11 protein-coding genes are annotated in these 13,241 nt (G+C 59.0%); 9 read left to right on the plus strand and 2 right to left on the minus strand.

Going from position 1 to position 13,241, the window contains the following annotated elements; translation table 11 throughout:
• Window positions 1-64: 64 nt before the first annotated feature.
• Both repB and repA read right to left on the minus strand, forming a co-directional pair.
• The gene (gene repB / locus FN060_RS15505) at window positions 65-1,075 is read right to left on the minus strand and encodes a plasmid partitioning protein RepB (protein WP_142588897.1); all 1,011 of its coding nucleotides are present in this window, start codon (window positions 1,073-1,075) and stop codon (window positions 65-67) included.
• Entirely contained in the window at window positions 1,072-2,286 is a 1,215-nt protein-coding gene (gene repA / locus FN060_RS15510) for a plasmid partitioning protein RepA (protein ID WP_142588898.1), read from the minus strand. The genes repB and repA overlap by 4 nt, the downstream gene beginning before the upstream one ends.
• 892 nt (window positions 2,287-3,178) lie before the next feature.
• Between repA and FN060_RS15515 the strand changes: the two genes are divergently transcribed.
• From FN060_RS15515 to FN060_RS15555, 9 genes are all read left to right on the plus strand, one after another.
• Window positions 3,179-4,078 carry a hypothetical protein gene (locus tag FN060_RS15515; RefSeq protein ID WP_142588899.1) on the plus strand — a complete coding sequence of 300 codons (900 nt, stop codon included), beginning with the start codon at window positions 3,179-3,181 and terminating at the stop codon, window positions 4,076-4,078.
• Window positions 4,079-4,166: 88 nt separating this feature from the next.
• Complete coding sequence (locus FN060_RS15520; RefSeq protein ID WP_142588900.1) at window positions 4,167-4,547, plus strand: hypothetical protein; 381 nt, start codon at window positions 4,167-4,169, stop codon at window positions 4,545-4,547.
• Entirely contained in the window at window positions 4,547-6,529 is a 1,983-nt protein-coding gene (locus FN060_RS15525) for an AAA family ATPase (RefSeq protein WP_142588901.1), read from the plus strand. Before FN060_RS15520 ends, FN060_RS15525 begins: the two co-directional genes overlap by 1 nt.
• Complete coding sequence (locus FN060_RS15530; RefSeq protein ID WP_142588902.1) at window positions 6,522-7,253, plus strand: FtsH/Yme1/Tma family ATP-dependent metallopeptidase; 732 nt, start codon at window positions 6,522-6,524, stop codon at window positions 7,251-7,253. Before FN060_RS15525 ends, FN060_RS15530 begins: the two co-directional genes overlap by 8 nt.
• A gap of 449 nt (window positions 7,254-7,702) precedes the next feature.
• A complete protein-coding gene (locus tag FN060_RS15535; RefSeq protein WP_142588903.1) occupies window positions 7,703-8,038 on the plus strand; it encodes a hypothetical protein in 336 nt (111 codons plus the stop codon).
• Between the two features lie 430 nt (window positions 8,039-8,468).
• Window positions 8,469-9,680, plus strand: a complete 1,212-nt coding sequence (locus tag FN060_RS15540; protein ID WP_142588904.1) for an urea ABC transporter substrate-binding protein — start codon at window positions 8,469-8,471, stop codon at window positions 9,678-9,680.
• Between the two features lie 147 nt (window positions 9,681-9,827).
• Window positions 9,828-10,694 carry an ABC transporter permease subunit gene (locus tag FN060_RS15545; RefSeq protein ID WP_142588905.1) on the plus strand — a complete coding sequence of 289 codons (867 nt, stop codon included), beginning with the start codon at window positions 9,828-9,830 and terminating at the stop codon, window positions 10,692-10,694.
• Between the two features lie 8 nt (window positions 10,695-10,702).
• Window positions 10,703-12,520, plus strand: a complete 1,818-nt coding sequence (locus FN060_RS15550; RefSeq protein ID WP_142588906.1) for a branched-chain amino acid ABC transporter ATP-binding protein/permease — start codon at window positions 10,703-10,705, stop codon at window positions 12,518-12,520.
• Between the two features lie 4 nt (window positions 12,521-12,524).
• Window positions 12,525-13,211: an ABC transporter ATP-binding protein gene (locus FN060_RS15555; protein ID WP_210310810.1), complete on the plus strand. Its 687-nt coding sequence runs from the start codon at window positions 12,525-12,527 to the stop codon at window positions 13,209-13,211.
• The last annotated feature ends 30 nt before the right edge of the window (window positions 13,212-13,241 follow it).

Raw genomic sequence — 13,241 nt, forward strand, 5'->3', positions numbered from 1 at the left:
TTGCTAAGAGACAGAGAAGGGCTTCCAGGACGGTGACGTTTGGGGGCCTTTTTCTTTTGCGGTTCTAGTCTCCTCGATTCTTTTCCGATTTCCTGAACGCCTCGTAGAGGTCATCCAGATTGGTCTTGATCCATTCGCCAAAGGGCTTCGCGTTCTTGTCCGTCAGCTCGATCATGAAGGCCTTCGCCTTCGACTTCGAGGCAACGGTGACTGATTTATCCGCGGGAGCCCAAGCATCTGCTGCATCATCAGTGTTCGTAGTATTCGTCAGTTCTGCCAGTAACCGAACGAACCGTTGATCGCTATCCATCTCGCTAAAGCCGGCCTTTTGAATGCTTGCATCGGCCTTTTTGAGCATATTCGCGTCCTCAAGCTTCGCAGCCAGCTCCATCCAACGACGACGACCAGCAGCTGGGGCGGCTCCAATAGCGCAGATAACGTCGGCCGGAATGCTCTTGGCTACGGACAGCATCTTGGACAGCTCGGTCTTATCCGTCGAGAGCGCCCGCATGATAACGTCACGGGGAAATCCCCTGCCCTCGAGGTTCAAAGCAAATGTCGCCCGCTCGATGTAGGAAAGATCCCTTCGAGCTGTGTTCTCGATACCTTGAGCGATAACGAGTTCATCGTCTGATAAAGGCCTGATCACGGCCCTCACCTTCCGCTTTAGCAGTCGACATGCTGCTAATCGTCGATGACCGTAGGCAACCTGGAAGCGACCATCGGCTGACGGGTTGTGGCGGACCAAGATCGGAACTTCCTGACCGTTCTCTTCAATTGATCGTACTAAGTCATCCTGAAGGGTCAGTCTGCCGTCTAAGCGGTCTCTGACGAACGAGACTTCGATCAGCTCAGGATCGAGCTCTACGACTTTTTCGCCGCTCTGGAGCGCTTCGCTTAGAGCCTTGGCTTCCTGATCCATTCGATCAAGTGACAAACTCATTGAGCGAACTGGACCCGCCAGAACCCTGTAGTTTTCCTTGAGGGTTGGTTCAGAGTTGGCCGCGGCCAACTTCTGCGTAGTCTCGGCGGCAGCGTCGCTGAAGATACCCGCAAGCTTGTCTCTACGGCTCATGATCTCTCCCAAACCTTCTGGACCTCTGCGAGAATTTCGGAATTCACCGCGTCGATCGCTTCGACCGCCCGATCGTAGGTCTTCCGAGAAATTTGACCCTTCGGCAGTTCATACAGAGTCTGTTTTGTGAGCCCCGCATCTGCGATGGCTGTCGACTTCACTGCGGTGGATGTTAGGACTTCCTCTCCAAATAGGCTCCTCAACATGCCCACAATCTGAGCCTGTGGCCCATCGCTGGGTTCATGCCTCGTCACCACATAGCGGATGAAGTCATGGTTCAACTCGCCGCCGAAATCTCTAACTACCGACATAAGGTCAGAGGTCATTAAAAGGAACTGCGACATCGACGCGACGTCCACCATCTGCGGGTGGATCGTGATCAGTAGAGCAGTGGCAGCACAAACAGCACCAAGCGTCAGGTAACCAAGCTGTGGTGGGCAATCGATGACGACTATGTCGTAGTCATCTTCGACCGAAGCTAGTGCGAGACCTACACGTCTGAAAAAGATCTCTTGAGCGCCAGTCTTGCGCTGGTGGATGGCAGTCGGGGTGTCGTGCTCAAATTCCATCAGTTCAAGGTTGCCAGGAACCAAATCCAAACCGTCGAAATAAGTCTTGCGAATGATATCCTTCAGGGGGCGCTTCTTGTCATCATACCTGATGGCCCCATAAAGCGTGTCGCCATCACCGAGATCGAACTCAGGTTGGATGCCGAAAAGCGATGTCAGCGAAGCCTGAGGATCCAGATCTACAGCCAGCACGCGATAGCCATGCAGAGCAAGGTACTGAGCAAGATAGATCGTCGTCGTCGTTTTTGCTGAGCCGCCCTTGAAATTCGCTACAGCAATCGTCTGAAGTTTTTCGCCGCGACGACGATGAGGGAGGTAGTTGACCGCGTCCTTTGGTTTCGCGGCCGCCATGTACTGGCGAAGCTCATTGACCTGTGCCAGAGAATAAGACCGACGACCGCTATCAGAAAGATCAGGCGAGGGACCTTTACCCTCCAGGGAAAGGGCCCTCAGGAAACCATCCGATACACCAACCAGAGCGGCTGCCTCTGTGGACGAAAAGGTCCTCAAGGACTTCTGAGCGGTCGGAGGAAACATCCTTTCGCTTAACATCTGAAGTTGCTCCGACAGCCGCTTTGCGTGATTCGCTATGCGAGCGTCAGAAGAGCGTTTAATCCGCAAATCGTTATTTTCCTGCAACATCGGCTCTCCTTGTCGATACGCTTTTAGACCGACAAGCGCAAAAATATCGTTTGCAGGATTACACGATTCGGCAGCAATGCCAATGAGGGTTCATAACGGTGGCGTTTTGCATTGTGGCGCGGAGTTGGCCGCGGCCAACTTGTGCTCTCTAGCGCCAACCCTGCGCGACGGAACATTCTGCAACGGGCAAATGATGCCGTGCTCCGGCGGCTGACTTACTGACGGCTTTTACCAAATGCTGGAAGTGCAGCGGCACCCGGCAAGGAACGTCAAAAGTCTACGCGCGGAAGTGTGGGCACTCTTATAGAGATCTGTAAGGTGAAAGCGCACTTTGTCCAACGACCTAAGTCTATGACTGGCATACTAATAGAAGTGCATTTCACGAGATCGAACTCATCACTGCAAAGGCAAACGTGCCCCGTTAACCATACGCGAGCTCTCCCGTTCCGGATGCGTTCTGTCGACTTGCTGCAGGGTCTGTTCCGGACTAGGTATCATTCGTCAGCTGAAACTGAAGTCGCAGCAGGCACTTAGCGGCCCCCGCCGGTGCTTCCAACACCAACGAGGGCCTGACCCGCAACCTTCCTGTGAAAGGCCTTGGGCTATGTCGACCCTTAACCTCTCCCCGCACAACGGGGAAGCCATGTCTCCACCATCTCCTGTTGAAACCGACGTCATCGCCCCGGTGCCGTACCGGGTGCAGATGGCTGCTCGCTTCCATGCGAGCCTCGGCCTCCGCACGCGACCGGTTCGTGCCATTCCCCGGTAGCGACCAGCAATCGAACCAGCGATCAGCCCCGTTCTAGTGTGCCGGATGCGGAAATAATTTCCCCTTCGATGACGGCGCTCGTCCTGTGTGGCTGTCGGTTTCGATCATATCCAGGAGACATAGATGACCATCACCAAGCTGCCGCAGGCAGACACGCCCACCTATACCCACCGCATCGACACTGACGAGGTGAGGCCTCGCTTCGATGCGCTCGTTGAGGAGCTCGCGCATGCCGTCTTCTCTGTCGACGCGATCGCGACTGGGCTGAACACCAGCCTCGATACTGTCGGGACCATCGTACGATCCGTTCCATCGCATGAGGGGCGGCTGCTCGAGCGCGGCATCGCCATGCTCGCCGGGTTCAATCCCGACCTCGTGGTGCTGACGCAGAATATCCGGCTGCCGGTGAGCAAGGCTGCCGTCGAGCTGGTGGAGATGAACCGACCCGCTCAATACCGGTCGCTGACGCTCGACGCCGACTGCAGTGGACGGAAGAGCTATACGCCCGACCTCATCGTCCTCAACCGCAAAACGCATGTAGCGCATGTCGTGGACGTCAAGCGGAGCCTCAACTCGTATGAGACGTCTCGGATCACCGATCTGAAGACCCGCATGCTGGCGGCGTCGCTGATCGTGCCAGACCTGCTCTACAAGGAACACCGCCGGCTGGTCGCGGAGGACGTCCGCGTCGTCATCCTCAATGCCGAGAACCAGCGGACAGATATCGAAGGTGGTGTATGGCCACTTTCGCATCTCGATCACCTGCTGGAAGTTGCGGGTGCAGGCGAGATGATGAAGTCTCTCCAGCAGGCGTTCCGCGACCGGATCGAGCAGAACTGGAAGCAGGCGCTCCAGCAGGTAACAGGTCGCGGCGAGAGCAGGGGAGTGTCTGCAACCGCTGCCTCGCCGCCTCAGGCGAATGAGACGCCTGTCGCAGGTCCGCCCGACGCCGATGCCGGTCCAGCGCCCGAAGGGGTCGTCCGCTTCGGCTTTGCCCGCATCCCGATCGCCAGGACAGGATAGCCCGCAAGCTCGTCCATACCCGAACCCACAATGACTGAGACATGATCGCGCCGCCCCCCTTGGGCCGGTCGCAAGGGAGACGTCTGCCGTGAAGACATCGAACATCATCGCATTCCCCCATCATGGAGCCACCGGCGCTGAACCGCGCTCCGTCCGTCTGAACGAAGCCATTCCTTCCCACGAACCTGCGCCGGCTGCGCAAGCTATCGCCCTGGCCATGGCAACACCACCGGGCGGAGCCTCCTCCGAGGCACAGCAGGAGTTCGCCGAGACCGTCATCGGCACAGCCATCCGCTTTGCCCGGCGCAAGGGCCGCTCGCTGACGTCGCTGCCACCGCAGATGCGCAAGTGGCTGCTCGAACTCTGCGACCAGGGTGATCCGACTGCACGGGTGGTCCGCGACTGGCTCGAGGGGAACGGCCATCTACATAATTTCGGTTGGGCCCCCAGCGACGGGGAGGGGATGTAATGGAAACCGTCACCGATCGCATCGGCCGCTATCTCCTCAGGCGTATCCGTCGGCGGGCCGTGCTGGACCTCTACGAGAGCGCCGCCGTCGTGGAGCTGCTGACGTCTCGGTTCGTCGATGACAGCGAGGACAGTGGAACCGCCTGGAGCATCACCGACGCTGCCATGGCCCTCCTGACCGGTGATCCGGACAAGGATCGAGCAGCGGTTGCCAGGGCACTTCAACGGGCAAGGCCGATCGCACCTCCCGACGAGACGGAGATGTACGACTTCAGCCATCAGAGCGAACACCCTGTCGTCCGGGTGCTGCAGGACATCTGTGATGGCGAGCCTTCTACCGCAGGAGCCTCGGACAAAGATGGAGTGGCCGATCGAGAACGCCGGCTGGCAACGATCCGGTTGCTGGCGCTGCTTCGCGAACATCTGCCGAGGCCAAACGCGGTTCAGGTGGCCGTGGTACTGCTGGTGGCTCGAGCTGTAGGAAACAGCATCGATGATGTTCAGGCCCTTCTCAAGGTTTTGCGCCGCTCGTCACCCTTCCTCTCCATTAGCGTTCCGGTCAGTCAGTTCGAGCGCCGTTTCGGCATGCAGCTCGAGGAGGGTCTGATCATCCCGTCTCGATGCGTCCTGTCCGACGTGATGAAAGGCCCGGGGATTTCCGGCCGCTATAACGAGAAGTGGCGTTCGCGCCCGCATCGGAAGATCGCTACGCTGTCGGGCCAGGAGGCGCGGAAGGCGAACGAGCCGTCCCTGCGGCGCTACATCGCGGATGCCCTGATTGCGGCAGACCGGCCACTGGTTACTGCCGACGAGGCACCGGGCACCGCACTTCCGCTGGTAGCGCGGACACCTGATCTGGCTCTCGTCGGTCAGCCAATCGACCGGGAGCTTATCGCCGAACTCCTGCTGCTCTGCCTTGGCATCGCGCCGAAGCGGTCCCTGAAGGTCATGGAAGGCATGAAGCTCGATCCCGCAGGCCTCGGCCTCGATGACCTGGCGCTGGCAGTTCGGCCGGGGAGGCATGTTGCGGAGGTCATCCGCCTGCTTGGCGAGCTCGCGGAGAGAAACCGCGGCAGCGTCAAGGAAGAGGACGGCGAGGAAAGCTGGACCGAAGGACTGTCCTCGACAGGCAGATCAGGCGCGGCGGGTAAAGGGAAGGCAGGTGCCCTGGCGGGGGAGGTGATCGAGCCGGAGCCGCTGGAGGTCACGGAAGTGGAAGGGCAGGGGACGAGTAAGTGCCTCAAGCCCCGGCCACCCCGGCGACCGCTGCGTGTCGAGAAGCTCACCGGCTACGGCGAGGCGCGGCAGTGGGCGCTCGATCTGAAGGAAGACCTGAACCTCTGGCGGGAGGGGCAGCTCGACTGGTCGGAAATGAGCACACGTCTTTTGCTGTCCGGTCCGCCTGGCACGGGCAAGACGACCTTTGCACGGGCACTCTGCAATACGCTGCAGGTGCCGCTGGTCGCAACCTCGGTCGCGACATGGCTCGAGCCGGGCTATCTGGGCGATGTGCTGAAATCCATCACGGGAACATTCGCGTCGGCGACGAGGAGGGCCCCCTGCATTCTCTTCATCGACGAGCTGGACAATATCGGCAGCCGCGGCACAAACACCGGAAAGCAATATGATGACTACTGGGCATCCCTGATCAACAGGCTTCTCGAGCTGCTCGACGGTGCAGCGAAGACGGAAGGTGTCATCGTCGTGGGAGCCACCAATCTTCCGGACAAGATCGATCCTGCGCTGCTGCGGTCGGGACGGCTGGAGAAGCATGTCGTCATTTCGCCGCCAGACACCGACGCGATGGTCGGCATCCTCGTCCATCATCTCGGAGATGATCTTGCCGCCGTTCTGAAATCCGCACCAGCCGCCACCTCGCCGAGAAAAGCTGAGAAGCTCGCCGATACTCTACCTAAAGCCGTTCCAACCACACCTGTGACTGGTTCGCTCGTAGAAGAACAGAAAGGTCCCGCCCATGACTGAGACCAGAACAGAAGCCAACTGGTTGCGATCCCTGCGCCCTCTGGCGCTGCTCGCAACCGGACGTACCGGTGCAGACATCGAGAGGCTTGTCCGGGAGGTGCGCAGGCGTGCAAGCCGGGCGGGCCGTCCGATAGCGTGGAATGATATCGAGGAGGCTCTGCGGGATCGGGCCGATCAAGTCTCCGACGCGCTTCGCTGGCGCATGGCGGTTCATGAAGCCGGTCACGCCGTTGCCTACATCCTGCTCGACGTCGGCGACGTCGAGACGGTGATGATCGGCACGCCCCAGGGCGGCAAGGTGCTGGCCCGTGTAAACCAGGAGGTCCTGCAGGTCGAGGAGGGGCTGATGCGCTTGATGGCCTGTATGCTGGCCGGGCGTGCGGCTGAGACCATTCTCTTCGATGCAGTCCTCGTCGGGTCTGGCGGCAATCCCGAAAGCGATCTGGCGCGAGCGACGGCGTTGGCGGTCGACGCGGAGACCAGCCTCGGCGTATCCAGGGACAGGCCGCTTCTCTACCGGCCGCCTGAGGGCTCTGACGCGCTCCTCTACAACCCGCAGCTCATGGAGCGCGTGAATGCACGCCTTGAGGCAGCGATGGCGACGGCGATGACCCTGCTCCGGGACAACGAGGAAACGCTGCTGAATGTCGCACGGGAGCTGAACGAGCATCGCGTGCTCGACGGCGAGCAGGTGAGAGCGCTGGTTACGGAGCGCCGCCACTAGCAGCGGCAGGGGATATCAAGGTCCGTTCCCTGAATCAGCGTTGCCGAACACGGGAAGGCCGATTCCGACCGGCGCCCGGAAGATTCCAAATGCCGAAAGCTCGATTCCTGATCCAGAAAAGGCGATTCCTGCTGCCGCCCCGATAAGGCAACGCCCGGCTGAAACGCTGTTGCGGTCACGCAAAAATGCGCCTTCGAAGAGGTGTTGCAGATCGCCAGAAATGGATGACGACGCGGTTTGATTGACGGCAACTCAGGGAACATCGCCTGCTAATCAAGATAGGTCATCTCAATTTACCCTCACGCGATTCCGTACCAGGAAGGTTCGATTCCAGATTGTCAACCTTCGTTTCCAAATGCCGGATCGGCGATCCCTGGAGAAACGTCGTTTGGCCTCTTTGTCCCTTGCATCACCGTCGGCCAGCCTGAAGCTCTAACAGGAGCAGGCAGATGAGCCGGAAATCTCGAAAACAACGGAATGTGGAGCAGCTGGTCCGCCAGCAGCGGGTTCGTGATCAGGCGAGGGAGAAGCGCAGACCTTCCAGGGATGACGTGGCAAGAATGTTGCTGTGGCTGACGATCCATGGCGTCCAGACAAGACGGCGGGATGTGCGGGCGGTCCTGGACCGGCTGCGGGATGAGGTGGTCGAAGGCCTGGAGCGGCAGCGCTTCAGTGTCCGCGAGAGCGAGGAGGTCTTCGAGGACCTGGTCGCGAAGTATGCGAGTGGGCTCTTCCCCTTCCGGCCGAAGCGCCATCTCGGTGGGGCAGAGGATCGACGCCACTGACGTTGACAGTCGCCGCCAGCGATACCGTGATCGCGAGCGACGATCGCGACCTCCTGGTAGGCTGCAGCAAACGCCGGTGAGCTATTTTGTGTGCGTATTCCCCCCATTACTCCTTATCACGCCGTTTGCTCAGGAATCGTCGTTCGGGAGCGACACGATCCCTATGAAGAAGAACACCCGTCGCGGGCTGCCGTTCATCTAGCCAAGGCGGCTGTCACCAGCCTCGCTGCTAAATACGACGGAACCTGAGCAAGGCACGCTTCGCGGCGGTGTTGACAAGATGATGTCGCGGAGATAGCTTAATCATGTGCGACGAAGCACGCAAAATCCAATGCGACTTAGCTGGACATACGGTCTTGTGAATCGCATTGCGTTGCCTCCTACACAAGATTGATGTTCGGCTCTGCTCCAGAGATAGGGAACATCAACTATGAGAAAAATTTCCGCACGTCAGATCGTAATCGCAGCGTCTGCGCTGCTTGGTGCCTCTGCAGCTCATGCCGAAACCAAGATCGGCGCAATTTTCGACCTAACGGGTTCCCTGAATATTTATGGGATTCAGCAGACCAACGCGCTGCAGCTTGCTGTCGATTCAATCAATGCCAGCGGCGGGCTGTTGGGAGAGCCGGTGTCGGTCGTCACCTATGACGCCCAATCACAGGATTCGAAGTACACTCAATATGCGAACACGGCGATCCTGAGAGACAAGATCGACGCGCTCTTCGCAGGCTTGACCAGTTCAGCCCGGGAGGCGGTTCGTCCGGTTATTCGCAAGGCCAATATTCCTTACTTCTATCCTGCTCTCTATGAAGGTGGCGCTTGCGACAAGCAGACCTTCGCGACGGGTCCATCCGCCTCGCAGCAGCTTTCTGTCTTGGTCGACTGGGCGGTGAAGAAGTACGGCAAGAAGATATTTATCATGGCTCCCGACTACAATTTCGGAACCATTTCGGCCCACTGGGTGCATGAGTATGCCAAGCAGCACGGCGCCGAGGTTGTCGGCGAAGACATCCTCGCGCTAACGGTGACGGACTACGCGCCTACCATCCAGAAAATCCAGGCGGCAAAGCCCGATTTTGTGGTGGCTTTGCCGGTTGGAGCAAACCAGACGGGCTTCCTTGAGCAGTTTGCCGCCGCCGGTCTCAAAGACAGCATCGGCCTCGTCTCGACCAATTACGGTTCGGGTAACCAGCAGGTTGTTGTTTCGCCCGCAGCGGGCAAGGGGTTGATTGCCAACCAAGGTTATTTCGAGGTGGTCGACAATCCCACCAATGCGGAATTCGTCAAGATGTGGCATGCCAAGTACGGTGCCAAGGAGCCGATCATCTCCGAAGCCGTAGATACCTGGAATGCCGTACACCTGTGGGCGGAAGCCGTAAAGAAAGCGCAGTCGGCCGATGCTGATAAGGTAATCGCCGCGCTCGAAAGCAACCTCACCTTCGATGCGCCTAATGGCACGGTGAAGCTGGAACCCGGCTCGCATCATCTACGCCAAAACATCTACATCGCCGAGGGTGACGACAAGCACAGCTTCAACATTCTCGAAACGATCAACGATGTTGCGCCGGTGTTCGAGAACGAGAAATGCGACCTCGTGGCGAACCCCGACCTAGTTGAGCACTTCACACCAGAAACCAACTGATCCCGCCAAATCGAGAAGTTCAGTTGGCCGAAGCCTAGCTTCGCCTACTGGCGCAGATATTCCAACGGTCATCGCAACGATGACCGTTGGAGCGGGCTCTCGCGCCGCAAGGCCCTCTTCATGCTTGTTCCGGCCCAGGAGGATTTAATGGGTATCGATTATCTGGCGACAGTGTTGCTGTCGTCACTTTCCAGCGCGTCCATCCTGCTAATCGCAACCATCGGCCTCGCCGTCGTGTTCGGCCTGATGGGAGTGATCAACCTCGCGCATGGGGAGTTCCTTATGATCGGAGCCTATTCGGCGTTGACGGCGACGCAGATGGGCATTCCCTTCATTTTTGCGATCCCTGTGGCGGTGGCCGTGACCATGGCGATCGGTGCGGTGGTGGAATTTCTAATCATCCGGCGGCTTTACGGTCGTATCTTCGACACGATGCTGGCCACCTGGGGCATCAGCATCGTATTCTATCAGCTCGCGGTGCTGGTTTTTGGGACCGTGACGCCCGGTATCGGCATGCCGCAATACAGCATCCGGATCGGCGACTATAGCCTTGCTGGCTATCCACTGCTGATGATCGTAGTCGCGGCGCTCGCCGGCAGCTTCATCTATCTGCTGATGACAAAGACAGTTTACGGAATGAAGGCGCGCGCGTCGATCCAGCAGCCCGCCATGGCGCAGGCCATCGGCATCGAGTCCTCTCGAGTGAACACGCTGACTTTCTCGATCGGCTGCGGTCTGGCTGGTTTTGCCGGTGCGGTGCTGCTTCCCATCGTTCCGGCAACTCCCTCGATGGGATTCGCTTTTGTCATCAAGGCGTTCCTTGCTGTCGTCGTGGCCGGACCGGTCACGCTAACCGGTTCTGTGCTCACGGCCATCGGACTGGGTGGCGGGGCCTCAATCACTGCCAGCTTCCTGACATCGGTCGCCGGCGACATCTTCTTCTTCCTTGTTACCGCCGCCCTGCTCTGGCTTTTTCCGATTGGAATCTCGGCCAACTGGCGCCGTAAGGTTTGAGGCGTCCTATGACCGTTTCACAAAAGCTCTATCATCGCGCCGGACTAATCTTTCCCCTACTGGCCGTTGTTCTTGCGCTACTCCTCGCCAAGGTCATCGATCCCTATCTCGCCTATGTCGCGACTTCCTGGGTCATCTTCGGTCTGTTGGGGATGAGCCTCGACGTCGTCTGGGGCCGGGGCGGTTTTCTGAGCTTAGCTCAGACCGCGTTCTATGGTCTCGGCGGCTATGTGGGCAGCATCGTCGCAATCAACCTGTCAGCAGTGACGGGGCATTCTCTGCTGTGGACGCTGCCCGCCGGCACCCTGTTTGGCGCAGCGGTTGCCGCTGCGCTGGCATGGGTGATCTTCTACGCGCGCATGGGGCCGCTGCAGAGTACTATCCTGTCCTACACGTTCACGCTGCTGCTATGGTCAGTCAGCCAGTCCTTCAAAATTGAAATCGGCTCGGCGGTCATTGGCGGCGACAACGGAATGTCGAACATTCCTGGATATATCTTAGGCTTTGGCCCGGAGGCCGAGACGCTTGGGCCGGGTGACGGGCTGATCCTGGTCGTTATCGTCTCAGCCGTCGCCTTCTTCGCGACGCGCGGCCTGATGGGAAGCACGTTCGGCAAAATCGTGGATAGCATCCGTCTTGATATCCAGAAGACCGAGCTTCTTGGGTATGACGTTCGCAAGTATCAGCTGCTTACCTTCGCGTGGTCGGGCGGGCTGGCGGGTCTGGCGGGGGCTCTGTTCGCCGGTTGGGCCAACTATCTCAATCCGTCTATCTTTTCCGTTCAGGAAGCCTTGCTGGTGCCGATCTATGTGCTTGTCGGCGGGCTAGGAACATTGGCAGGTCCGTTCGTCGGCGCGCTGCTGATTGGGGGACTATCGTTCTGGTTGGGCGGCGGCGCCGTCGGTGGGCAGACGACACTTATCCTCGGTGCCATGCTCATCTTGCTCGTTCTGTTTCTGAAGAACGGCATCGTAGGGACCATGGCAAAACTTTGGGCGGCGAGGCTGCCTGATCCCGATGCCGCCGCTCGCGCAGCCGGTCCGGTCGCGATCGTTCCGCAGGAGCTTGAGACCATTCTGGTCGAAGCCGAGCGCCAGGCCGGTCGCGCCAAGGTTCTGAAGACAGAGCATCTCTATAAGAAATTTGGTGGCGTAGTCCCGGTCAACGACGTTTCGCTGGAATTTAGACCCGGGAAGCCATTCTCGCTGATCGGCCCGAATGGTGCCGGCAAAAGCTCCTTCCTCAAGACCTGCGTAGGCGTCTACCGGCCGGAAAAAGGATCGCTCGCCATCGGTGGCCTGGACATCACCCGTGCACCGGTCTTCCAACGCGTGCATGCGGGCATGGGCGTGAAAAACCAGAAACCTCAAGTCTTCGGTGACTTATCGGTGCGAGAAAACCTCTGGATCGCCTGTTATGCCCGGGTGGGCGACCGTCGGAAGGCGAGTGCGATCGCGGAAAAGGTCCTGACGATGCTGGGGCTCGAAGGACAGGCCGATGTGAGGGGCTCGGCGCTTTCGCACGGTCAGCAGCAATGGTTGGATATCGGCATGGTCCTGTGCTTGGCGCCGCGCGTCGTGCTGCTGGACGAACCAGCGGCCGGCATGACCAACGAGGAAACTCGTGAGCTGTCTCAGCTCGTGCGGACCCTGGCAAAGTTCACCACCGTCATCGTTGTGGAGCACGACATGGAATTTGTGCGGACGCTAGACGGTCATGTGACACTGCTCCACCAGGGGGCGGTCTTTGCTGAAGGAGATATCGAGACTCTGCGTGCAGACGAGCGTGTCCTCGATATCTATCTGGGGAGACGACAGCATGTTTAAGATCGTGGACGCGACCGGCGGTTACGGCAAGACAATCATCATCCGTGATGTATCGATCGAGGTTAACCCGGGAGAGATCGTCGCTCTTCTTGGTCGCAACGGCGTCGGCAAATCCACCCTGATGCGTTTTGCCACCGGGCTGATCCCAGCGATGAAAGGCGCCGTCGAGATCGATGGTCAACCCGCGCCCCCGACACCAGCCAAACGAGCGCAGAAGGGGCTAGGTTATGTTCCGCAAGGTCGCTACGTCTTTCCGAGGATGACGGTGACGGAAAATATTGCCGTGGCCGCGGAAGCTAACGGGCATCCCGGCAAACGTGCTGTTGAGGAGGCGTTCGTCGACTTCCCGATGCTCAAACCTAAGGCGCAGGATCTAGCCGGGGGTCTCTCGGGTGGGCAGCAGCAGATTCTCGCTCTCGCGCGCGCCTTGGCAATCCGCCCCTCCATCCTTTTGCTGGACGAGCCGACGGAGGGCGTCCAGCCGTCTATCATCGATGAGATGGCGGGCATTCTGAAGCGGATAAACCAGGAGCGGAACATTTCCGTTCTGGTGGCCGAGCAGGATCTCGATTTCTGTCTTTCGATCTCGAACCGAGCCTATGTCATGGAGAAGGGAGCGATCCGGTTGGAGACAGATCGAGAAAGTCTTCGGAACGACAAGGCCCTTCAGCAAGAATTGTTGGGAGTCTGACATGGAAAAAAATCATCCCTCGAGTCCGGA

This window comes from Pseudorhizobium halotolerans (assembly GCF_902153235.2).
In the GTDB taxonomy this organism is placed as follows: Bacteria; Pseudomonadota; Alphaproteobacteria; order Rhizobiales; family Rhizobiaceae; genus Neorhizobium; species Neorhizobium flavum.